Below are 21878 nucleotides of genomic sequence, written 5' to 3'. Positions count from 1 at the left end.
CGAAGCCGCGCCCCGAACAGACTACCTTAGTTGCGGCGTTTCAGAAGGACCCTTGTGGGGTTGAAGCGACGAGGACGTCGACATCGACGAGCTGCCCGAGGTCGGTTTCAGAAGGACCCTTGTGGGGTTGAAGCAGCCGAGAGCCCCTCCGAAAGTGGCTGAATGAGTATGGTTTCAGAAAACCTATGGAGGGTTGAAGTATGTCAGACAGTCGTTTACGCGGCACGAGGCTTGGTTTGGTAGGCTTCTTCAGAGTGTGGTGGCTTGAAGATTGCCGGACGAATGTGTATCCGATCCCCCTTACAATCAACCATTTGCTATTTAACGAAACGCTTATCAGTCATAGTCTACTCTGGAGAATAAGAGGTGACATACACTCGGCACCAACTCTAATCTGGGGTGATCCTAGATCGCCCACATGAGGATACTGTGCTTCCATGCTCTGTCAGGAGGGGAAGCACAGTTGAGCCTAGCTATCCGGCTAGCCGCATATGCGGTTAGTCCGGGTAATACTAGAAAGTGACGCAAACCCGGATAATCGTCAAAATGAGTGAAAATAAAACAGACTCGAATAAAGCATCAAAACGGAAGGAAAGGAAGTGGAATAGCAATCCAACCGTCAATTGGATACGCCGTGGCCATACGCGGGCGGATCCTGACCGGTATAGGATAAGCACGGCCTGAGACGAAGAGCGAAAAGACTAATCAACCGAAAACCGCAGTCAAAATGACTTGGCACGACACGGATTCAGCAGGACCAAGACGGGTTGAAGAACTCGACACCATCTCAGTGCCAAGGAATCATTTCAGCAGGACCCGAGGAGGGCCGCTCCTATTTATAAGTGATAGATAGATATAAAATGTTCGAGCATAACCATTGGTGCGTGAATGATAGTACCAAAGTAACAGGGGGCAGAGTCACTCGATGAGAATCCTGGCCCGGCTTCGTGCACGCGCAGATTCAGTCTATGACAATACGTATCACGACAAGCTTCGTGGGCGTATGTGGAGAGCGCTGGAGGGGACGGAATTTGACGACCGACACGACGAACACCAGCCAACCGGGCTGTGTTTCTCGAATCCGTTCCCGCCTGGAAATCTGTCGGAGGATGACCAGCGAACACTACTCGTCGCATCTCCGGAGCGAGATCTACTCGGCACCGTCGCGAACGATTTCGACGAAGACCCTGAGCTAAATATCGGTGAAATGCCGTTCGAGATCACCGATATGTCCCTTCTCGCGCCAGACGTCGGCGAGCCAGGAACGCGCGGTGTCCTCGAAACGGGAACGGGCGTTCTCGTTCGAATTCCCCCGGAGCGCTGCGAGGAGTATGGTATCGAAACGGACGGCGAGAACCCGACCTTCTGGAAACCCGAACACACGCTCGAACCACTGAAAACACAACTCGAGAACAACCTCGATCAGAAGCACAGTCAGTTCTGCCCTGAGGATTTGCCAGGTCCGAGCGATCGACCTGGCGATCTCTTCGACAGCTACGAACTAATCAAGACCTACGCACTGCCGGTGACGGTTACCCAGGGTGTCGAAATGACGTACATCATGAGCAAGTGGCGCTTCGGATACGAGGTTCGTGACGACCACCATCGTCGGCACCTGAACCTCGCCCTCGATATCGGCGTCGGCGAACGGAATATGCTGGGCTTCGGCTTCCTCAATATCGATGAGGATTCGGTCGTACCCGCTGGACAAGCGGCGAGAGAGATATCGGGTCGCCGGGGGCAGGCTCGATGACTGGGCTGGACCGGACGAAACTCGATCAGTACCTCCCAGACGGACCGATAACGTCGTTGCGACGGATTCAAACGCTCTACGGCGCTCTCGCCGAAGCGTCCAGCGGCGACCTGATCGGTGGCGACCCGGAGTTCGGGCTCTACTACACGCCTGGCGAACTCGAGGGGTTCACGACGTCGGATCCGGGTGAGAACAAGCGGTACCTGATCACGGTTGAAGTAGATCTCACTGCCGAGACTGTGACGGCCGAGGACGTCAACGTCGACGTGGACTTTTTGGAGCCAGAGACCGTCGGAAAACTCGGATTCGCTCGCTATCCGTGGGGTCGCGGTATCGACCACAGCATCACTCGCCGTGGTGCCAAGGGCGGCTCGGATACCGATGCTGCAGCCACATATTGTATCGACTGTCTGGAGCGCTGGACGAACGCGGACGGCCGGGAACCCGCTATCGGCGAGGTTGCAAAAACCCATCCAGATGGCTGGGTCATTCAGCTATTACAGGAACTCGGGACGGAAGAAGTCGTTCAGGAGAAAATCAGGGACCTACTCCATGAGAGATATACTGACGATGAGCGTGTCGTCACTACGGTCAAACTTCGACTTGACCCTGAAGACCTCGAAGAGGAGCCCAACGGCGAGGAGACTGGCTGGTTCTACCCTGGCGAGATAGGCGTTCTCAACGCGGGAATGAAAGCGCGGAAAGATGACAAACTGGCCTCTAAACAGGTGAGTACGCCGTCGCGAGGTGAAAGCGCTTGCATGGTCACCGGCGATCGTACAGAAGTGTTCGGTACCGCCGAAGACCCCCTTGCATTCTTCACGCTCCAGCACGCCGAGAAGTTTGAGGGAATACGAAGAGAGCAAGCTTGGCGCTCACACCCGGTTTCATCCGACGCTGCACTCCTGATCCAATCCGGTTCCTCACTCGTAGATGCCTGTCGAACGACCCGGAACGGGCTCGGTGTCTACACGCTTCCGTACTTCGTCGACACGGACGAACGGGACGCGGAAGAACTTTACCACGCACTCGAGCGGCTCCAAGAGTTTGATGGTGACGACCAGCATCCGATGTTCTTCCTCGAAAAGACCATCGAGGAGGAGGCTGGCCGGGAAAAAGCTGAATCCTTGCGCTTCTACGTCATCTCGTTACGGAATGACAGCGGCGATATCAACGTCATTCACGAGGTACCGGACGTCTCGCCGTACTGGCCCCGAAAGATCGCGAGTGCACACCGAACCGTCCTCCACGAGTCGAGCGCATTCGGCCCAAGTGGCTTCGAGTTCGTCGAGAACTGGCAGCCGATTACGCCACTTACCGAGGCTGACGACGTGGTAAATTCGATCGTCAGTGGTCGCTACGCCTGGGGAACCATGCCGGTAATGGCGGGTGACGAGGGTGCGATGGCAGACGATCTCTCCGAGTGGCTCACCTACGCGCTTCTGACGGGGGCGGAGATTCCCGTTGAGCGGTTACTCTCTGGGTACGTCGAGCGAATCGAACAGGAGTATCGGGATGATGAGGAGGACCGACTACCGACCAACCACATCAAGACGCAGTTCGCCCAGCTCGAAGCGCTGGCGAGAGCCGGGTTGCTGACCGGCGATTCGTCGTCCGAAGATCTGACGACGCCACCAGAAACAATGACCCAAGACGTTCCAACGAAGGCGGAGATCGCGGGTGATGGCGATCTCACTCGTAGTGCCGTCCGACGGTACAGACTCGAACAGTTCATCGAAGAAAGGGAGTCGCTGGCCGACAATCCCCACCGAAAAAGTGCGTTCTTGTTCGGCGTCCTCGTCGGGATGGTGAGCTACCACCAGTCGGACACGAGGGATATGAACCGGACGGTTGTCGATCAATATCCACCGACGCAGGTAACCATCGATCGCCTCGTCAGGGTCTGGCCGGAACTCGCAGAGAAGAGCGACGTGTACGCGAAAGACGTAGGCTGGGTAGGAACGTCGCTCTTCCCGGAGGTTCTCGATAAGCAAACTGAGGGATTCGTCCATCCTGGTGAGTGGGACCTGTCGCTCCAAGATGTTCGGTTCTTCTACGCCCTCGGTGTCACTTTCGGTAAGCGAGCCGATACTCGGGCACGCGACCTTGCGGAACGGATCGAATCCGAGGGCGGGGAACCGAACGACGCGGAGGCCGCAAATGTCGCATAGAACGTTCGACGAGTATAACGAATCCGATACCGAGAAAACCATGTCCGAAACCGACGCCGATTCCGACGTCACGAATCGCTCAGAGATCGTCTTCGTAACCGACGCTCAGGACTGCAATCCAAATGGGGACCCAATGGGCGAGAATCGTCCGCGCATCGATCCAGTCACCCAGCAGGCGGCGATCACTGACGTCCGACTGAAACGGTACCTCCGCGACCAACTGCGGGCCGACAACCATCCGATTTTCGTCAAGCGAACCGACGACGGTGCCGAGATCCGTGCAGCCCTGGCGCTTGACCTGTTTGACGAAGTCGAATCGGTCGAGGATCTCGACGAGGTTGACGACATCGAAAGCGAGTTCCTGGCGCGAGCGACTGACATCCGATATTTCGGTGCGACACTCTCGTTCAACGCGGACACCAACGACGAACTGTACGAGGCCGTCAAGGAGCGATTCCCGAGCCAGTTCACCGGACCAGTCCAGTTCTCGCCGGCTCGCTCTCTCAACGCTGTCGAAACTAGCGAGGAGACGAGCATGCTTACGAGTGTCATCGCGACGCAGGACGAGAAGGAACAGGGTGGCTTCGGACTCGACGACCATCGGATTAAGTACGGTATCTTCCCGTTTCATGGACTGGTTGACGAAAACGGTGCCAGTGATACCCACTTGAACGAGACTGACGTCGAACGGCTCGACACGCTCTGTTGGCGCGCAGTTAAGAACCAGACCATCTCGCGAAGCAAGATCGGTCAGGAGCCGCGGCTGTACGTCCGGGCCGAGTACTCGACCGATGGCTACCACGTCGGGGACCTGCACAACGCCATCACGCTCGATGAGACCGAATCAAAACCAGACGGCGAAATGCGCTCGGTTCGGGACGTCTGCCTCGACGTCAGCGATCTCGTGGAAACGCTCGAGTCCGTGGCCGATGACGGTCATCTCGGTACGGTTCATATCGCAGGAAGCGATCGATTGGCCGTTACGTGTGATGGCGCCGAAATCGAATTTGCTGACGAGATAGCCGACGAACTCGAAGACCGTGGCGTTCCCGTCGACGGGTTCGATGTCTACGAGAAGTTCAACGAAATGTCGACGGCGGAGTGAGATTATGGCGAAACGAGATACCGCGAGCCAGGCCCCCATCGAGGACGATGTCGATGTGGGATCCGCACCATCGATCGACAGCGACGGTGTCCCGTCGGCATGTCTATCGTTCGTGCTCCGTAGCGATTGGGGCCACTTCCGCCGCATTGACCGGACAGTGACAAAGCAAACGTATAGAATCCCACCCCGAACGACCGTGGCCGGTCTCCTCGCGGCGATCGCCGGCGTCCGCCGTGACGGCTACTACGATATATTTGCGCCCGAATCGTCCGCCGTCGCCATCACGCCGGTCTCGCCGATTCGGACTGTAACGCAGCCGACGCTCGGACTTGGGACGCACCCCGGCGAAACGATGGACAGCAGAGGTGGTTCTGGCAAAAAAACGATCAAGGTCAAGTACCCGGATAGCACCGATAACCGCCAAATTCATAGTTACGAGTTGCTCGTTGAACCGGCCTACCGAGTCGACGTGGCCGTCGAGGACGATCGATTCTACAGCGTTCTCAAACACCGACTCGAAACGGGCACCTCGTTTTACCCCCCATCGATGGGGCTCTCGGAGTTCCTCGCGTGGACCGAGCCGATCGACGGGGAAGAGGAGCGTTTCGAATTTCATCCGGAACCGGTCGAAACCGGAGAGTCAGTTCGAGTCGATAGCGCCGTTCCGGATGGGATTGACGAAATCGTTCCACAGGCAGGCGTCACATACGATGTCGAGCGACTCCCTGGATACATGGAAGCTCACGATGGAGGCCGCCGGACGACAGGCTTCATAGACTATGCGTTCGCAAGTGAATCACTGCAAATTCGCCCTCAAGCGGTCTCACCGGTGGAGGTCAATGGTCACGTCGTCGCGTTCGAGTAACCAGCACCGACACTATGTCCATAAATTCCATTATTTCCCATCCACGGAACGGTCGGCCAGACTATAAACTCGAGTCCCATCTCGAAGATACGAAGTCTCGAATGCTTGCAATTGGCCGATTCGAGGATTCGGGGGGGTGTAGTGAACGGCGAGTTGCGAGCGTCATCGGACTGCTCCACGACTTTGGGAAGGTAGCACCGGCGTTCCAGAGAAAGATCCATCCCACCGCCGAATTTCACGGATCGCCCCAGGAAACCTATCACGCTCGACTCGGTGCACTTGCGGCCTTTTGGGTCCTTCAAGAGATCGGTGGTGACGACCGCGACGCACTCGCGGCCTTTATAGCCATCTCGCGACATCACGGGTCCCTCCCTGATGCCATCCCACACGTGTTTACGGACATCTATGGGACCGAAACGGGCGAGAAGGACAACGTAAAGGGGTGGGCGACGGATCAGGTCGAGTCGATCGATAAGTCGGAAAACGAACTACATGCCAGGAAAGCCGACGAAATACTCGTCAGGGCCGGGAATAACACGACAACCTGGAACCGATTTGCTCGCGCTATTACGGACGAATCCGTGTACGAGTCACTGGCCGACCTGGTTTCCGTGCATCGAGGGTACAGTAGAAAAGAAAATGTCGATTCGCTTCCGCCCGAACTATACGATAGGACACTCAGGTACTGGGGGCATCTTACACTCGCGGACAAGACCAGCGCAGCCGATATTTCGCTCTCGAAACTCGAACGTGACCCTCTCACACTCGAAGCCCTCGATACGTACGTGGCAGATCTAGAGGGGAACGACGAGTTAGAACGAACGTTGAACAAGTTCCGGGAACAGGCCAGGGACGCCGCACCGGAAAACGCCGTCGAGCGATTGCTCGACGACGGTGCGGACATCGGTCGGCTAACGCTTCCGACCGGTCTCGGCAAAACATTCACTGGAATCACGACCGCGTTCACACTCCGTGACGAGATTGCTGACCGACGCGAACTTGTGGAAGAACCAACCGTCGTCTACGCGCTACCATTCACTTCGATTATCGAACAGACACGGGAGATTTTTGAAGACCCAGATATCTGGGGTGCCGATCCGGCTGGACACGCATTGACGATCCACCACTATCTGAGTGAGACGGTCACCCGAGTCGATTCGGAAGTCGGAACGGACGGAGAGGCCGAAACTGACCAGCGAACCCACGCTGATGCGATGCTCGGTGAGAGCTGGCGGGCGGGAACGGTGTTAACCACGTTCGTCCAACTGTTTGAGAGTCTAGCCGGGCCGAAAAATAGTCAGGGGCTCAAATTTCCCGCGTTACAGGACGCTGTGATCATCCTCGACGAGCCACAGGCCCTGCCGAAACGCTGGTGGGCGGCGATCCCGCGACTAGTCCGAACGCTACGGACAGAGTTCGATGCCACGGTGATCGCGATGACGGCGACCCAACCGGCACTATTCGAGAGTACCGACGACCTATCCGCCGTCGAATTGCTCGACGACGTGGATGAGTATTACCACCACGCGCGCCGGGTCCGATATACTATCGACGATTCAGTGTGGACCTTGGGAGATTCGGAGGGGGAGACGGTCCCTCTCGATCACGAAACGGCTGGCGAACGTATCGTCGACGCTGCCTCAACCGGTGAAAACACGGGGACCACGGAGAACTCCGCACTGGCTGTCTGTAACACGATCGCCAGTTCGAGACGACTGACTGAATGCGTAGAACAGGCAGCTGGAGTGACCGTAGAACACATCGGAAAAATCTACAGGGAGGTCGTCGAGAGGGCCGAAGGTACTTCAACAGTGGTGCGAACCGATACGGACAATGCCCGTTTCAGCGGAACGGAACGAATCGATCAGCTCGCCTCGGCAGTCCTCGATCGTCTGGGATTCATCCCAGACGGTGACTGGAACGGACCCGAAAGTGGCCACGTCAGCGACGCCTCGTGGTCCTGGTCGAGATCGGATACCCCGCCATTCTTCCTCGCGACGTTCAATTCGCGATACCGACCGAAGGACCGACGTGTTCTCATTAGGCTCGCCGACGTACTGACGGACTGCGAGGTCCCGTTCGTACTCGTCTCGACGCAGGCGGTCGAGGCCGGCGTCGACCTCAGCTTCGCTCGCGTTTTCCGTGATCTCGCTCCACTCGACAGTATCGTCCAGGCCGCTGGACGCTGTAATCGGTCGTTCGAGTGGGGCGAAGAGAACGGTCGCGTCACGGTCTGGTTGCTCGACGATCCCGACGATCCGAATGGGGGTATCGATCGAACACCCACCAAGTACGTCTACGGAACCGATCTCGGCAGCCATCTGACGATTATCGCCGAAACACTTCGAGACACTCTCGAAACACAAACCGACGTTGACGAATTTACAGTGACGCGGTGTGCCGTACCAACGTACTTCGAACGAATCCGTGAGAAGGCACTCGCCAGCCAAGAGCTGCTCGATCACATCGAACGGTGCGAAGCAAAGCAACTTGGCCGGACGTCACTCATTCAGGAGGATTACCCGACCGTCGATGTCCTCGTCGCTGTAACTGACCAAGAGAAAGCACTCCTTGAGGCAATCGGTGACGCGTTCAATGAAGGGAACACACCACGGGCCTATGAGTTCCTTCAGCAAGCATCCGATCTGCGCGTATCTATCCCCGCTCGCGACGCAGAGAGTGCGCTTACCCAGGCCACGAGAGTCGATCGAAAAAAGCGCGGCGAACGAGAAGGTGTACAGATTCTCGCCTATAGACCCGAGACCCCGGGCGGCTCTTACGATCTCGATAGCGGCGGGTTCGTGGCGAACGACGACGACGTGGTCGCCGGCCGATTCACCGTGCTATGAGTGAGAGTCCCAGTTATTCGAAGAAGAGTCGGATCGACGATCTCATCGATAGCGAACGGAATCCGCACCGTGAACCGCCCGTCCGGATCACCGGGTTGATGGTCCAGTACTATCACGTCTGCCGGCGAGAACTCTGGTTCATGTCCAGGGGTATCGACATCGATAGAAGCACGCCAAATATCCAACGAGGAAGCTATACCGATGAGACGAGCTACCGGGACAGTCGCCGATCGTTTTCGATCGACGGTCGCATCGCCTTGGACGTACTCGACGACGGCGACGTGATGGAAGTGAAGGTCTCCTCGTCGCTGGAGAAACCGCCGCGAATGCAACTGCTGTACTATCTCTGGTATCTGGACCGGATCCACGGCGTCGAGAAGTCGGGTGTATTGGCGTATCCGCGTGAACGTTCCCGCGAGCAGGTGGAGTTGACCGAGGACACCGCCATCAGCGTCGAGGAAACCCTCGACGGAATTATCGACGTCGTGGAGTCTGATAGTCCACCACCCCTCGAGAAGAAACCGTACTGCGACTCGTGTCTCTACCAGGACATCTGCTGGTTGTAACCCATGCCACAGGATAACCACCACATCTTTGCCGACGGCGAATTGTCGCGCAGCGAAGACACGCTCAGGATCGATACCCTCGATGGCGAAACGAAGTATCTCCCGGTCGAGAGCGTCGGAACGATCTACCTGCACGGCCAGATTGATTTCAACACCCGGGCACTCGGGTTACTCAACGAACACGGGACGGCGGTCCACATTTTCGGCTGGAAGGATTACTACAAAGGATCCTATCTACCGAAGCGACAGCACCAGTCAGGGAACACGGTAGTCGAGCAGGTTCGCGCATACGATGACGACGAGCGCCGTATGCGGATTGCTCGGTCGATGATCGAGGCGAGTATTCACAATATGCGTGCGAATCTCAGGTATTACCATACTCGTGATCACGACTTTGGCCCGGAGATTCAGACGCTCGACCAACAACGCAAGCGAGTAAGCGCCGTCAGTGACGTAGAGGAACTTCTCGGTGTCGAGGCGACGGCGCGTAAAGCGTATTACGGCTGTTTCGACGACATTCTCAGAGATCCGTTCGAACTGACGCGACGGGAGTACAATCCGCCGTCGAACGAAGCCAATGCTCTCATTTCGTTTCTCAATGCGATGGTATACACGACCTGCGTCTCCGCGATTCGAAATACCGCGCTCGATCCCACCGTCGGCTACGTTCACCAACCCGGAGATAGACGATTCACCCTGTCGTTAGACCTGGCAGACATATTCAAACCAATTCTTGCGGACCGGGTGATGTTTAGAGTCATCAATCGGCAGCAGTTAGGGATTGACGACTTCGAGCGGGAACTCGAGGGATGCCTGTTGAACGAGGATGGTCGGTTGACCGTACTGGAAGTCTACGAACAACTGCTCGATCAGACCGTGAAGCACCCGAGATTGAAACGGAAGGTGAGTTACAAGACTTTAGTCCAAACCGACGTGTATTCGCTAAAGAAACACGTCCTCGCCGGCGAGCCGTACCGGCCCACGGAGCGGTGGTGGTGACGATGTTCGTCCTCGTCACGTACGACGTGCCGGCGAAACGGACGCGGATTTACCGAAAGCTCCTACGAAAACATTTAGAACACATTCAGTACTCTGTGTTCTACGGCGACATCACAGAGGGGCAACTCGTCACAATCCAGAACGAAATCCATAACGTCCTCGACTCGGACGACTCGGTCTACATCTTCGAATCAAATGTATCTGCCTCAGTGGAGTGCACTGTTCTCGGTGACGCAGACGAACCAGGAAGTAAGTTCACGTAAGTTTCGTCGACCCCCCGGGGGTTGACACACTATTGCGGGTCGACGAAAACCTTGATGTGAAATCCGCCTATAGAGAGGTATATGGCCCGATATCGGCCATGGTTCCAGAAGGACCTTTGTAGGGTTGAAGCTCAGTTCGTGGCCCTGCTCTTCGAGCGCGGTCCGAGTTCCAGAAGGACCTTTGTAGGGTTGAAGCGCCGCACCAAGCCAGGACCCGGCGGACGAGATGTTGTTCCAGAAGGACCTTTGTAGGGTTGAAGCGTATCCGAGTTGCTGCAACCCAACCCTTGCAGCCACGTTCCAGAAGGACCTTTGTAGGGTTGAAGCGGATTATCGACGAATCGCTCGCGAAGGATATCCCGGCTGTTCCAGAAGGACCTTTGTAGGGTTGAAGCGCGGTGGAGACTGGCCTATCTTTCGCCATCTCGAGTTCCAGAAGGACCTTTGTAGGGTTGAAGCGTCGGATCGAACGATAACTACCTCTATGCGATCGATGGTTCCAGAAGGACCTTTGTAGGGTTGAAGCGATGCTGCAGGTCAGACGCATCCATTCGGACCGGCCGTTCCAGAAGGACCTTTGTAGGGTTGAAGCTGACTCCGCCGCTGCAGACGTCGTAGTCAACGAGAAGGTTCCAGAAGGACCTTTGTAGGGTTGAAGCTCGTTATTCGGCTCGAGGTCTTCGACGTGGTGGAGCGTTCCAGAAGGACCTTTGTAGGGTTGAAGCAGCCCGAGAGATCCGCGAGAAGGAGGAACAGAACGGTTCCAGAAGGACCTTTGTAGGGTTGAAGCTGCGCCGAGCGACAGACCGGGCCGACCACCCTGATCGAGTTCCAGAAGGACCTTTGTAGGGTTGAAGCGGTCATCCTCTTCGTCGGGGTTTACGCGATCTCCGAGGTTCCAGAAGGACCTTTGTAGGGTTGAAGCATGATGGAGGCGCTGGAAGGGACGGTCGAGATCCCGTTCCAGAAGGACCTTTGTAGGGTTGAAGCGCCGGGGTTCGACGACGTCGACTCACCGCGAAGCCGGTTCCAGAAGGACCTTTGTAGGGTTGAAGCGCGTCGCGGAACGACTACAACGCCGAGCCGATCATCGTTCCAGAAGGACCTTTGTAGGGTTGAAGCCAGCAGCAGTATCAGGACGGCAGCGACGACGGAGACGGTTCCAGAAGGACCTTTGTAGGGTTGAAGCGGAGTCGCCGCCGTTCGAGGCGAGCGCCGCCGCGGTTCCAGAAGGACCTTTGTAGGGTTGAAGCTCCAACTCGGACCAGCAGGATCGCGACTTCGCCCTGGGTTCCAGAAGGACCTTTGTAGGGTTGAAGCGTCCACCAGTCGACCGGCCGGCTGTACACCGGCGAGTTCCAGAAGGACCTTTGTAGGGTTGAAGCAACCTCACTATGGTTGATGACGTCCTCCAGGCGGCCTGTTCCAGAAGGACCTTTGTAGGGTTGAAGCCGCCCTCAGACATCGCGATCGACCTCCTCGGTTCCAGAAGGACCTTTGTAGGGTTGAAGCATTGATGAGCGTCTTGCCAAGAATAGCGAGGAAGAAAGTTCCAGAAGGACCTTTGTAGGGTTGAAGCCGATACAGGAACAAGTCGAGATTGAGCGGCCACTACTCGTTCCAGAAGGACCTTTGTAGGGTTGAAGCATTGCGGGAACCGACACCAAACTGACTAATGTCACAGTTCCAGAAGGACCTTTGTAGGGTTGAAGCATCCCGCAACCGGCGCTCTCGTCCGTCTGGTAGGAGTTCCAGAATGATCCTTTAGGGTTGAAGCGGGCACCCCATCGGATTACGACGATGAAGATCGCTGGAGTTTCAGACGGATCTGGTGGGATTGAAGCCGGCACCGACGCCACCGCCTCACAACCGCTGGTCGGCGACGGCCCGTTCCAACAGGTCCGATTCAAGGACGGGATGGTCGCGAAACCGGACGGTGCGGGCGTCGTAGTCGTACTCCACGAGTCCGAGGTCGTCCAGCCTGGGGAGCGCGCTGTGGTGGAGTTGGACGTCGATCTGCGGCGGATCGAGACTCGTCAGCCGGCTGGCGGCGTGCGAAAGCGCGGAGAACGTGACGGTGCTGGCGTCGTGTTCCCGGCCGTACGCCACGACGGCGCGGCAGCACTCGTTCGACAGTGCGGTCAGGACGTCGCTGGTATCCAGCGGGTCGGATGCGATGTTCGTTGTCATGGCTGTGATGGGTGTGCCGGCGGGCGATTCCGGCGGCCGATCGAGCCGACGCTCGGCCCGTCGCCGGTGGGTGGGGGATCGCTCGCCGACTACAGTTGCCGGTATCTGGGCCCACGTACCCCATCTATAAAAGGTAATTGCTAATAATAACTAACTGTGCAGGCCGTGTGAGGCTCCTCGTTCGCCCCTGTATCGCCCGAGACGGTTTCGGGCCTGACGACGGCGACGTCCGTGCGGGGACCGACCGCCAGAGCGCCGTCCGACCGACGGTCTCGCCACTCCTGGGCGTTGTCGGTGTCTCTATCGTGCGATCTCCTCCCTACGGCGCTCGCACCGCCACAGCCTTCTCGGATTGTCGCCGCACCGGTGGCCCGCATTCTCACCGTCAGCGCAATCCTTTTGGCCGAACCGACCGAAGTACGTCCAAATGGGACTTGGTTCGGATATGTACCGACAGCAGATCCTCGATCACTACAAGAACCCGCGCAACTACGGGGAACTCGAGGATCCAACGTTCAGCCACGTCGGCGAGAATCCGATGTGCGGCGACGAGATCCGGATGGACGTCGCCCTCTCCGGCGAGGGCGAAGACGCCGTCATCGAACGCGTCGCGTTCAGCGGCGACGGCTGCGCCATCAGTCAGGCGTCTGCGAGCCTCCTCTCGGAGGAACTGCCGGGCACCACCGTCGCGGAACTCCTCGAGATGGACCGCGACGACGTCATCGACCTGCTGGGCGTCGACATCTCGCCGATGCGCATCAAGTGTGCCGTCCTCGCCGAGAAGGTCGCGCAGGACGGCGTCGAGATCCACCGGGGCGAACTCGACACCGAGAAGACGACGATCGAGGACGGCGAGTAACACCGAACTTTTCACCGCCGAACTTTTTACGCCTCGGGTGCGCGAAGCGCACCGCTCGGCGCAAAAACTTCGATGAAAAAGTGCCGGCGGCTTCGCCGCCGGGCAACCGCTCGCTCCGCTCGCGGATGCTCGTTCTACAGTACTAGGGCGTTGAATTACGAGTAAGGCTCGGTGCTCGTGAGAATGTCCGTTAGCGGACGCGTTTCACACCGCATTTACGATGACTGCATGATACCCATACGGGAAACCGGGGCTAATTGCTATTCTTGGACAGCTATCCAGCATTGCTCCGATTTTCGAGCGCCTCGAGCGCAGTCCGGCGGTGGTTGACGACTCGGTCGATCCCTTCCTTCTTGTCCTCGGGATCCTGCAGGCCGTCGAGCCAGCGGCAGTCCGCGTAGAACGCGACGAGGGCGGTGATTTCGTCGTCAGTGAGTCTCCCCAGATCGCCGCCGACCGAACCGTAGACCGTCGGCGGTTCGATACGCTCCGTTACGGCTTCGTACTGTCCGTCTTCGATCATCTCATCGAGATAGTCGTAGGTCCGAAGCTCCGCGGCCAGCGCCCCTCGTAGCCGATCGGTTCGATCCCGTTCACGCTTCCAGTAGAGAATTCCGGAGCCCACGGCGGTCGTGATCGATCCGATGAGCGCTCCCAGGACAAACCCGGTCGCAGTCGCCGCCATAGTTGGTAATCACTTTCCTGTCGGGTATGGCTGGGCCTTGCAGCGGAACCTCACAACCGGTGTGCGGTAGGAAGAGCATCCGCGAGCGAAGCGAGCGGTTCTCCGGCGGCGAAGCCGCCGGCACTTTTTCATCGAAGTTTTTGCGCCGAGCGGTGCGCTTCGCGCACCCGAGGCGTAAAAAGTTCGTTGTTGTTATTCCGCCACGAGGCCCTCGTCCTCGACGCGCATGACGGCCTCGCCGTCGGCGAGGTTTGGCGCGTCGACGAGGCGGACGATCCGCTTGGTGCCCTTGGACTTGCGGAGGTAGATGCGGAAGGTGGACTTGTGGCCGAGGATGTTACCGCCGATGGGCTGGGTCGGGTCGCCGAAGAACGAGTCGGGGTTCGAGGCGACCTGGTTGGTGACGATGACGGCGGCGTTGTAGAGGTTGCCGACCTTGTCGATGTCGTGGAGGTGCTTGTTGAGTTTCTGCTGGCGATCGGCGAGCTGGCCGCGGCCGACGTACTCCGCGCGGAAGTGGGCGGTCAGCGAGTCGACGCAGAGCAGGCGGATCGGGTACTCGGAGTCTTCCTTCTCGCTCGCGAGTTCCTTCGCCTTCTCGGCGAGCAGCATCTGGTGGTTGGAGTTGAACGCCTTCGCGACGTGGATCTTCTCGAGGATGGACTCGACGAGTTCCTCCACGGCGGCCTCGTCGTCGGGCGAGCCCTCGATCTCGCGGTCGTCCATCGCGGCCTGGATGGCCTCCTCCGGGAGTCCGCGGACCATGTCGTCGATCCGCTCCGGGCGGAACGTGTCCTCGCTGTCGATGAACATCGCGCTGCCGTGGAGGCCGCCGACCTCCTTCGGGAGCTGGACGTTGATGGCCATCTGGTGGGTGACCTGGGACTTCCCGGAGCCGAACTCGCCGTAGACCTCGGTGATCGACTGGGTCTCGATCCCGCCGCCCAGCAGGTCGTCGACCTCGTCGATGTGCCAGGAGAGCTTCCCGATCTTGTTGCGCCGTTCGAGGACGGTCGAACCGGTCTCGAAGCCGCCGACGTCGGCCGCGTCGCGCGCGGCCGAGACGATGTCCGCGGCCGTCGATTCGCCGACGTCCGCCGTGTTCGAGAGTTCCGAGGGTGAGGCGACCGCCAGGCTCTGGAAGGAGTCGAAGCCGGCGTCTGTGAGTTTGTCCGCCGTGGCCGGGCCGACGCCCGGCAGCGTTTCTAAGTCTGCGTCTGCCATACCAGCCGGTTGCCCCGGATGGGGGATAAACCCTCGTTAACAGGGAAGTGAAAGTGAAAGTGCCGGCGTGCGCGGCGGTGGAATTCGAGAGCGCTCGCTCGAACCGTCACTCCCAGGGGTGAGTTCCGTGCTCGCTGGGCCAGAGCGGGTACCAGTACTCCTTGTCGGGTTCGATCTCGAGTTCCCCGTCGAGGACGGACTCGAGTTTGAACTCGACGCCGTTGTCGCGCTCGCGGCCGGGTCTGGGCGCGAACGGGTAAAACGAGCCCCGTCGGAAGGAGTAGATCCAGTAGGCGCGGCCGTCCTCGCCGTCTCGGCTCGGCTTCTGGTAGGCGAAGACGGCGGCGAGCAGGCGCGAGCCGTAGCCGTTCTCGACGAACGTGTCGGCGGCGAAGTGCATGCTCGTCACGAGGTCCTCCGGGTCGTCGTCCCTGAGGACGACCCACTGGTAGCCGTGGTCGTCGGCCTGGACGGCGAAGTCGGTGCCGGTCTCCGCCCGGCCGCTCTCGAGGATGGCCTCGACCTCGTCGACGGTCTGCTCGAAGCCGCTGGCGTCGACGCCGGAGAAGCAGAGCGCCGCTTCGTCCATCGCGTCGTATCCCAGTTCCGCGTGCATCGTGAGGTAGGCGGTACTCATCCCGAAGAGGTCCTCCGGATCGGCGTCCCGGCGCGCGTCCGCCTCGGCGCGCAGGCCGAGCGCCGCTCGCAACCCGTCGAGTAGTCCCATACCCGACACTGAGTCGCGTTCGCCCAAAAGCGTAGGCGGTCCGGATGTGGGGGCCGGTCCGCAGAAAATGGCGCCGGCTGTCGCGTCAGGTCGACCCTGATACGCCGAGGCGACTCGGCCCGCGACGGAGTCTACGCGGACGCGTCCGGGCGATCGAAGCGACCGGGTCGTGCCCACGTCGGCCCCCGACGGACCCAGCGATCGAGCCGCGCTATGGTCGCTGACGGGCTGGTAGCGGTCGGAGAACCCGCTTCTGGCGCGGGCGGCGCGAGACAGGTGGATTTAATATAGACTAATAACAGGTTTTCCTTAATGAGTATCGACGTACGCCGAGTGGCGGGTCTCGGAGGATCGTTCTTCGGAACGGGACTCTGCCTCGCAGTCGGTGTCTACAATGGGGTCCAGGAGATGACGATCATCCCTGACCTCCCGTGGATCGCGTTCGAAGTCGCGACCGTGAGCGCCATCCCGGCGATCCTTCTGTTCACGTTTCTGGCGACCCTCTCGGGGGTCCTGCTGACCCGCGAGGTATACACGAGTGCCGACCCCGACGAACGACTGCTCGACGGCCCGCGAATCGAGGCCGTCGTCCCGGTGTACCGAGACGGCGGCGTCCTCCCGACGAGCGTCGAGTCCCTGCTCGAGTCCAACTACGAGAACGTCGGCGTCGCGATCGTCACCGAACCCGGCGACACCGAGACGATCGAGGTCGCCCGCGAACTCGCCGAGCACCCGGACGTCCGCGTGCTGACGAATCGCCAGCCCGGATCGAAGGCGCGCGCGATCAACGACGCGATCTCGCAACTCGACGCCGACTACTACTGCGCATTCGACGCCGACGAGTGGGTCGACCCCGACTTCGTCCCGCGGGCGATGTACGAACTCATCGAGAACGACCGGGACATCTTCCAGGCGCGACGCGTTCCGCGGGCCAACGGCGCGGTCGAGACGCTCGCGTACTGCGAGCGCCTGCTCTTTCACGCGAGTTACAAGCTCATCGAACCGCTCGGCTTCACCTACTGTCGGAGCTCCTCGTCGGCCTTTACGCGCGAGGCCATCGAGGAGGTCGGCGGGTTCAACGACGTCATCACCGAGGACATCGACTTCGCGCACACCTGCTTTCGCCACGGCCTCGACGTCCGCCAGGCCCGCAACATCTCGAACGAGATGGAGGCGCCCCACACACTGCGAGATCTCTGGGGCCAGCGCAAGCGCTGGCGCCTCGGGCACATCGAGGTGTTCCAGAAGGCGATCACCGGCGGCTTCGCGCCGAGCGGCATGCGCGGTCACGCCTCAACGCTCCGGCTCGCGACCAGTCTCACCGCGAGCGTGCTGATGGTCGCGCTGCTCTCGAAGGTCGCCGTCCTCGTCTACTACGGCTTCTACGAGTACGCCCTGTTGCCCCTGCTCGCGGTGACCGCCACCGTCGTGCCGGTGTTGATCAACGACTGGCGGCAGGGTCACGTCCCGGACCTCTCCTGGACGGTCCTCCTGGCGCCGTTGATCTACCCCGGTTTCGGCCTGGTGACCATCCGGTGTGTCTTCGAGTACTTCCTCAGCTGGGACGGCGAGTGGTATCAGGTCGAAAAGACCGGCGCCTGAGAGGCGTCGGATCCGCTTCGTTCGCCCGCCGAACTTTCGTGCGCGGCGGGCCGGCGGTCGTCCCTGCGCCAGAACGAGCCGCCGTTCCCTTCGCTCACGGAGCCGTCGGACTACGGCCGCACCTGCTTTCGGCGAGGACGGCGGTTTCCGTCGTGGTGCGTTCGAGCTGGAGACCGGCCGCCGTCCTCACGCGCGTTCAAGTTCGCGTTCGAGCTGCTGGAGCTGCTCGATGCGTTTCTCCGTCGGCGGGTGGGTCGAGAAGAGCCGGCCGACGACGCCGGACTTCAGCGGGATGATGAAGAAGGCGTTCATCTCGGCCTCGTCGCGCAGGTCGCTGTCGGGGATCTTCGCGACGCCGTCGGAGATGGAGACGAGCGCCGAGGCCAAGGCGCCGGGGTTGCCGGTGATCGCTGCGGCGCCGCGATCCGCGGCGTACTCGCGGTAGCGCGAGAGCGCGCGCATGAGAAAGTAACTGACGATCCAGACGACCAGCGAGATGAGGATGGCGACCACGATTCCGCCACCGCCGCGGTTGCCGCGGCCGCGGCCGCCCCCGAAGAAGGCGCCCCAGCGGACGAACATGAACGCGATGGTGCCCAGCAGCGAGGCGAAGGTCATCACCATCATGTCGCGGTTTTTCACGTGGGCGAGTTCGTGGGCGAGGACGCCCTCGAGTTCGTCGCGATCGAGCGTTCGCAGCAGCCCCGTCGTCACGGCGACCGCCGCGTTCTTCTGGTTGCGCCCCGTCGCGAACGCGTTCGGCACGTTCTCGTCGACGACGGCCACTTTCGGCTTCGGCAGGTCGGCTTGCTGGGCGAGCCGTTCGATCGAGCGGTGCAGCTCCGGGTACTCCTCGGCCGAGACCGTCTTCGCGCCCATGCTCTTCAGCGTCAGCGTGTCGCTGAAGTAGTACTGGACGATCGAGAACCCGCCGAAGATGACGGCGAAGATGAGCGGCCCGCCGCCGGTGTAGGCGGTGATCCCGCCCGCGAACACGATGTACAGGAGAAACAACAGGAACATCGTGACGAACATTCGGCCTCTGAGACCCCAGTCCGGCTTCCACTCCATGCGAAACCGTACGGCTCGCGCCGGGATAAACGCGATGATAGGTGCGGCTGGCGCCGCGACCGACCCGCTCCGGGCCAGATCGGGGAGGGTTCGTCGAACGCCCGACCGTCCGAGCGGTTCGACGGCCCATCGCCTGCGGAGGGGCTGCGCGGCGATCTGACGGCCACCGAGTTGGAGTCGGGGGACCACCGCTTCGCGGACGAGTGACGACGGGGCGTTTCTAACGGGAATAAACGCCGGCCAGCACCGACGGTCGACCCCTTCGTTTCGGGTGGAAACCGGGACGATGTCGGCCGGTACGATGGCTCGCGGCGAGTGCGCTCGGTCGATCTGACGGGGCGGCTTGCGACCCACGTGCTGGCGGCGGAACCGTCGTCCGGTCGGGCGGGTCGCGATCGGTCGGCGGCACCGCGTACGCGCTCGACCCGGGCTGACGGTCGAACGCGGCGCTTATCCGGATCCGGGCCGAACGACGCTCGATGAGCGAGACACGTGCGTTCTGTCCCCGGTGCGGGGACCCGGTTCCGGAGCGCCCGCCGGAGTCGGACGCGAGCGACCCGATCAGGCCCGCTTCGACGGTCGATCTCTGTCGGTCGTGTTACTTCGACGATTTCGCGTTCGTCGACGCGCCCGACGAGCTCGTGGTCGAGGTCTGTGCGCGTTGCGGCGCGGTTCGCGAGGGCGAGCGCTGGGTCGACGTCGACGCGAGGGACTACACCGACGTCGCCATCGAGGCGGTGAGCGACGCGCTCTCGGTTCACGTCGACGTCGACGACGTCGCCTGGCAGGTCGAGCCCGAACACGTCGACCAGAACACGATCCGGATGCACTGTCACTTCACCGGCGTCGTCCGCGGCGAACCGGTCGAGGAGACGGTCGTCGTCCCCGTGACGATCGCGCGGGGCACCTGCACCCGCTGCGGGCGGATCGCGGGCGACTACTACGCGAGCGTCGTCCAGCTTCGCGCGGCGGATCGGACGCCGACCGACGACGAGATCGAGCGGACGGAGGCGATCGCGACCGAGGTCGTCGCCGAGATGGAGGCGACCGGCGATCGCAACGCCTTCGTCACCGAGATGGGCGAGGTGGACGCGGGCCTGGACGTGAAGGTCTCGACGACGAAGATCGGCAAGAAGATCGCCAACCGCGTCGTCGAGGCCTTCGGCGGGACCGTCACCGACTCCGAGACGCTGGTCACCGAGGACGAGGACGGCAACGAGGTCTACCGCGTCACCTTCGCGGTTCGCCTGCCGCCGTTTACGTCCGGCGACGTGATCGACCTCGCGGACGACGATGACGGGCCGGTCCTCGTGCGCAGCGCCCGCGGCAATCTCAAGGGGATTCGCCTGCGGACGGGCGAGCGCTACGAGGCCGCCCACGAGGACGGGATCGCCCCGGAGGCGCGCAAACTCGGGACGGTGGCCGACGCCGAGGAGACGACCGTCGTCACCGTCGAGGACGAGCGCTCCATCCAGGTGCTCGATCCCGAGACGTACGAGGCGAAGACGATCGCCCGGCCCGACTACGTCGACCCCGAGGCCGAGACCGTCCCCGTCCTGAAGAGTCGGGCTGGCCTGCACGTCCTCCCCGACGATGGGTGAGGAGCCACCGACGGACGCGGACGCATCGCCGGACGTGAACGTGTCGGCAGACGAGGACGTGGCGACGGGTGGGGAGGCGTCGACGGACGAGGAACCGTCGGTCGAAGCGCCGTCGGCGAACGAGGAGACGCCCGTCGAAGCGTCGTCGACGGACGAGGACCCCCTCGCGGTCGTCGTCGACGAGCGCCGCACCGAGATCGCGATCGAGTCCCTCCGCGCGGAAGGCGTCTACGACGACGCCCGCGCCGTCAGGCCGTTCGACGACGGGCGGACGGCCCTGCCGGTCGAGCGCCCGCCGGCGGCGACGCGGATCGACCGCGTCGTTCGGCAGGTCGATCCCGAGTACCGCCCGACGGATCTCGACACCCTGCTGCGAGAGCGAGGCTGGAGCGAGCGCGAGCGCGACCGCGAGCGCGCGCCGGGGTCGTGGGCCGTCGTCGGCGACGTCGTTCTGGTCACGATCCCACCCGACTGTCCCGACGAGGGCGACGTGGCCGACGCCCTGCTCGAGTTACACGGCGGCGCCGAGACGGTGCTGGCCGACGAGGGGGTGTCCGGACGTTTTCGCGAACCGCGGACGCGTCACCTCGCCGGCGAGACGGACACGGAGACGGTCCACGTCGAGCACGGCACCGCGTACGCGCTCGATCCGGCCGCAGTCATGTTCTCGCCGGGGAACCAGGCCGAGCGCGTTCGCATGGGCGAGGTCGTCGAACCGGACGAGCGGGTCTTCGACATGTTCGCCGGGATCGGCTACTTCACCCTGCCGATGGCTCGGGCGGGCGCGAACGTCACGGCGACGGAACTGAACCCGACCGCGTTTCGATACCTCATCGAGAACGCGGTCCGAAACGACGTGACCGACGACGTGGCGGCGTACAACACCGACTGTCGCGAGCTCGCCGGGTCCGTCGACGCCGACCGCGTCGTGATGGGCTACTACGGGATCGGGGCCGCTGCGGAACCGGACGACGAGCGATCAGCCGACGAGTCCGAGGACGCCGATCCGACGACCGGTTCGGACGCGGCTTCGGGGGACGATTCGGCGGCCGGCCGTCGGCGTGAGTCGGCCGTATCCTTTCTTCCGGCCGCGCTCGAGTCCCTCGCGTCCGACGGCGTGATTCACCTTCACGCGGCCGTCCACGAGTCGGATCCGCGGGCAGTCCTCGACGATCGCATCACCGACGCGGTCGCGTCCCGGGGTCGATCCGCGCGTATTCGTGACCGCCGCCGGGTCAAGACCCACAGCGCAGGCGTCGTTCACGTCGTCCTCGACGTCGCGGTTTCGTGAGTCGGGCGCGACGCCCCTTCTCGACGTCAGGCGGGTAGGTGTCCCGCACTCCACGGA

Annotated in this window: 17 protein-coding genes and 2 CRISPR repeat arrays (1 of these 19 only partly in view); of the genes, 12 read left to right on the top strand and 5 right to left on the bottom strand. The window is 61.2% G+C overall.

What is annotated here, in order from left to right; translation table 11 throughout:
* A CRISPR array of direct repeats spans positions 1–134; the repeat unit is 30 nt; unit sequence GTTTCAGAAGGACCCTTGTGGGGTTGAAGC (it extends 292 nt beyond the left edge of the window).
* A gap of 791 nt (positions 135–925) precedes the next feature.
* The 8 genes from cas6 to cas2 are packed head-to-tail and all read left to right on the top strand — an operon-like array spanning position 926 to position 10571.
* A complete protein-coding gene (gene cas6, locus MXA07_RS00560; RefSeq protein WP_425492183.1) occupies positions 926–1753 on the top strand; it encodes a CRISPR-associated endoribonuclease Cas6 in 828 nt (275 codons plus the stop codon).
* The gene (cas8b, locus tag MXA07_RS00555; protein WP_247730104.1) at positions 1750–3924 is read left to right on the top strand and encodes a type I-B CRISPR-associated protein Cas8b/Csh1; all 2175 of its coding nucleotides are present in this window, start codon (positions 1750–1752) and stop codon (positions 3922–3924) included. Before cas6 ends, cas8b begins: the two co-directional genes overlap by 4 nt.
* A 40-nt stretch (positions 3925–3964) precedes the next feature.
* Positions 3965–5029 carry a type I-B CRISPR-associated protein Cas7/Csh2 gene (gene cas7b, locus MXA07_RS00550; RefSeq protein WP_425492209.1) on the top strand — a complete coding sequence of 355 codons (1065 nt, stop codon included), beginning with the start codon at positions 3965–3967 and terminating at the stop codon, positions 5027–5029.
* 4 nt (positions 5030–5033) lie between these two features.
* Complete coding sequence (cas5b, locus tag MXA07_RS00545; RefSeq protein WP_247730102.1) at positions 5034–5894, top strand: type I-B CRISPR-associated protein Cas5b; 861 nt, start codon at positions 5034–5036, stop codon at positions 5892–5894.
* Positions 5895–5908: 14 nt separating this feature from the next.
* Positions 5909–8743, top strand: coding sequence for a CRISPR-associated endonuclease Cas3'' (locus tag MXA07_RS00540; RefSeq protein ID WP_282102532.1), 2835 nt, complete (start codon positions 5909–5911; stop codon positions 8741–8743).
* Entirely contained in the window at positions 8740–9309 is a 570-nt protein-coding gene (gene cas4, locus MXA07_RS00535; RefSeq protein WP_247730100.1) for a CRISPR-associated protein Cas4, read from the top strand. Before MXA07_RS00540 ends, cas4 begins: the two co-directional genes overlap by 4 nt.
* 3 nt (positions 9310–9312) lie before the next feature.
* Positions 9313–10308: a type I-B CRISPR-associated endonuclease Cas1b gene (gene cas1b, locus MXA07_RS00530; protein WP_247730099.1), complete on the top strand. Its 996-nt coding sequence runs from the start codon at positions 9313–9315 to the stop codon at positions 10306–10308.
* A 2-nt stretch (positions 10309–10310) separates the two neighbouring features.
* Positions 10311–10571: a CRISPR-associated endonuclease Cas2 gene (gene cas2, locus MXA07_RS00525; RefSeq protein ID WP_247730098.1), complete on the top strand. Its 261-nt coding sequence runs from the start codon at positions 10311–10313 to the stop codon at positions 10569–10571.
* 101 nt (positions 10572–10672) lie between these two features.
* Positions 10673–12284: a CRISPR direct-repeat array (repeat unit 30 nt; unit sequence GTTCCAGAAGGACCTTTGTAGGGTTGAAGC).
* 150 nt (positions 12285–12434) lie between these two features.
* Here cas2 and MXA07_RS00520 read toward each other — a convergent pair.
* A complete protein-coding gene (locus MXA07_RS00520) occupies positions 12435–12761 on the bottom strand; it encodes a DUF7344 domain-containing protein (protein ID WP_247730097.1) in 327 nt (108 codons plus the stop codon).
* A gap of 427 nt (positions 12762–13188) precedes the next feature.
* Between MXA07_RS00520 and MXA07_RS00515 the strand changes: the two genes are divergently transcribed.
* Positions 13189–13620 carry an iron-sulfur cluster assembly scaffold protein gene (locus MXA07_RS00515; RefSeq protein WP_247730096.1) on the top strand — a complete coding sequence of 144 codons (432 nt, stop codon included), beginning with the start codon at positions 13189–13191 and terminating at the stop codon, positions 13618–13620.
* 274 nt (positions 13621–13894) lie between these two features.
* Here MXA07_RS00515 and MXA07_RS00510 read toward each other — a convergent pair whose 3' ends face one another.
* The 3 genes from MXA07_RS00510 to pspAB form a co-directional block, all read right to left on the bottom strand.
* Positions 13895–14305 (bottom strand): hypothetical protein, encoded by a 411-nt coding sequence (locus MXA07_RS00510; protein ID WP_247730095.1) that lies wholly within the window; start codon positions 14303–14305, stop codon positions 13895–13897.
* 192 nt (positions 14306–14497) lie between these two features.
* Complete coding sequence (gene radA, locus MXA07_RS00505) at positions 14498–15529, bottom strand: DNA repair and recombination protein RadA (RefSeq protein WP_247730094.1); 1032 nt, start codon at positions 15527–15529, stop codon at positions 14498–14500.
* Positions 15530–15635: 106 nt separating this feature from the next.
* Complete coding sequence (gene pspAB, locus MXA07_RS00500) at positions 15636–16256, bottom strand: PspA-associated protein PspAB (RefSeq protein ID WP_247730093.1); 621 nt, start codon at positions 16254–16256, stop codon at positions 15636–15638.
* A gap of 333 nt (positions 16257–16589) precedes the next feature.
* Between pspAB and MXA07_RS00495 the strand changes: the two genes are divergently transcribed.
* On the top strand, positions 16590–17858 hold the full coding sequence (locus MXA07_RS00495) for a glycosyltransferase family 2 protein (RefSeq protein WP_247730092.1): 1269 nt from the start codon (positions 16590–16592) through the stop codon (positions 17856–17858).
* 186 nt (positions 17859–18044) lie between these two features.
* Here the strand turns inward: MXA07_RS00495 and htpX are convergent, their stop codons facing one another.
* Complete coding sequence (gene htpX / locus MXA07_RS00490; RefSeq protein ID WP_247730091.1) at positions 18045–18929, bottom strand: zinc metalloprotease HtpX; 885 nt, start codon at positions 18927–18929, stop codon at positions 18045–18047.
* Positions 18930–19408: 479 nt separating this feature from the next.
* Between htpX and MXA07_RS00485 the strand changes: the two genes are divergently transcribed.
* Positions 19409–20530, top strand: coding sequence for a 60S ribosomal export protein NMD3 (locus MXA07_RS00485; protein WP_247730090.1), 1122 nt, complete (start codon positions 19409–19411; stop codon positions 20528–20530).
* Positions 20523–21821: a class I SAM-dependent methyltransferase gene (locus MXA07_RS00480; RefSeq protein ID WP_247730089.1), complete on the top strand. Its 1299-nt coding sequence runs from the start codon at positions 20523–20525 to the stop codon at positions 21819–21821. Before MXA07_RS00485 ends, MXA07_RS00480 begins: the two co-directional genes overlap by 8 nt.
* The last annotated feature ends 57 nt before the right edge of the window (positions 21822–21878 follow it).

It is taken from the genome of Halovivax limisalsi, assembly GCF_023093535.1.
In the GTDB taxonomy this organism is placed as follows: Archaea; Halobacteriota; Halobacteria; order Halobacteriales; family Natrialbaceae; genus Halovivax; species Halovivax limisalsi.
The sequence above is the reverse complement of the archived record's forward strand: the minus strand, read 5'-3'. Positions and strand labels throughout refer to the sequence as shown.

Coding starts and splice junctions, on each gene's coding strand:
- cas6 (WP_425492183.1), top strand. CDS start 926: ATGAGAATCCTGGCCCGGCTTCGTGCACGCGCAGATTCAGTCTATGAC.
- cas8b (WP_247730104.1), top strand. CDS start 1,750: ATGACTGGGCTGGACCGGACGAAACTCGATCAGTACCTCCCAGACGGA.
- cas7b (WP_425492209.1), top strand. CDS start 3,965: ATGTCCGAAACCGACGCCGATTCCGACGTCACGAATCGCTCAGAGATC.
- cas5b (WP_247730102.1), top strand. CDS start 5,034: ATGGCGAAACGAGATACCGCGAGCCAGGCCCCCATCGAGGACGATGTC.
- MXA07_RS00540 (WP_282102532.1), top strand. CDS start 5,909: ATGTCCATAAATTCCATTATTTCCCATCCACGGAACGGTCGGCCAGAC.
- cas4 (WP_247730100.1), top strand. CDS start 8,740: ATGAGTGAGAGTCCCAGTTATTCGAAGAAGAGTCGGATCGACGATCTC.
- cas1b (WP_247730099.1), top strand. CDS start 9,313: ATGCCACAGGATAACCACCACATCTTTGCCGACGGCGAATTGTCGCGC.
- cas2 (WP_247730098.1), top strand. CDS start 10,311: ATGTTCGTCCTCGTCACGTACGACGTGCCGGCGAAACGGACGCGGATT.
- MXA07_RS00520 (WP_247730097.1), bottom strand. CDS start 12,761: ATGACAACGAACATCGCATCCGACCCGCTGGATACCAGCGACGTCCTG.
- MXA07_RS00515 (WP_247730096.1), top strand. CDS start 13,189: ATGGGACTTGGTTCGGATATGTACCGACAGCAGATCCTCGATCACTAC.
- MXA07_RS00510 (WP_247730095.1), bottom strand. CDS start 14,305: ATGGCGGCGACTGCGACCGGGTTTGTCCTGGGAGCGCTCATCGGATCG.
- radA (WP_247730094.1), bottom strand. CDS start 15,529: ATGGCAGACGCAGACTTAGAAACGCTGCCGGGCGTCGGCCCGGCCACG.
- pspAB (WP_247730093.1), bottom strand. CDS start 16,256: ATGGGACTACTCGACGGGTTGCGAGCGGCGCTCGGCCTGCGCGCCGAG.
- htpX (WP_247730091.1), bottom strand. CDS start 18,929: ATGGAGTGGAAGCCGGACTGGGGTCTCAGAGGCCGAATGTTCGTCACG.
- MXA07_RS00485 (WP_247730090.1), top strand. CDS start 19,409: ATGAGCGAGACACGTGCGTTCTGTCCCCGGTGCGGGGACCCGGTTCCG.
- MXA07_RS00480 (WP_247730089.1), top strand. CDS start 20,523: ATGGGTGAGGAGCCACCGACGGACGCGGACGCATCGCCGGACGTGAAC.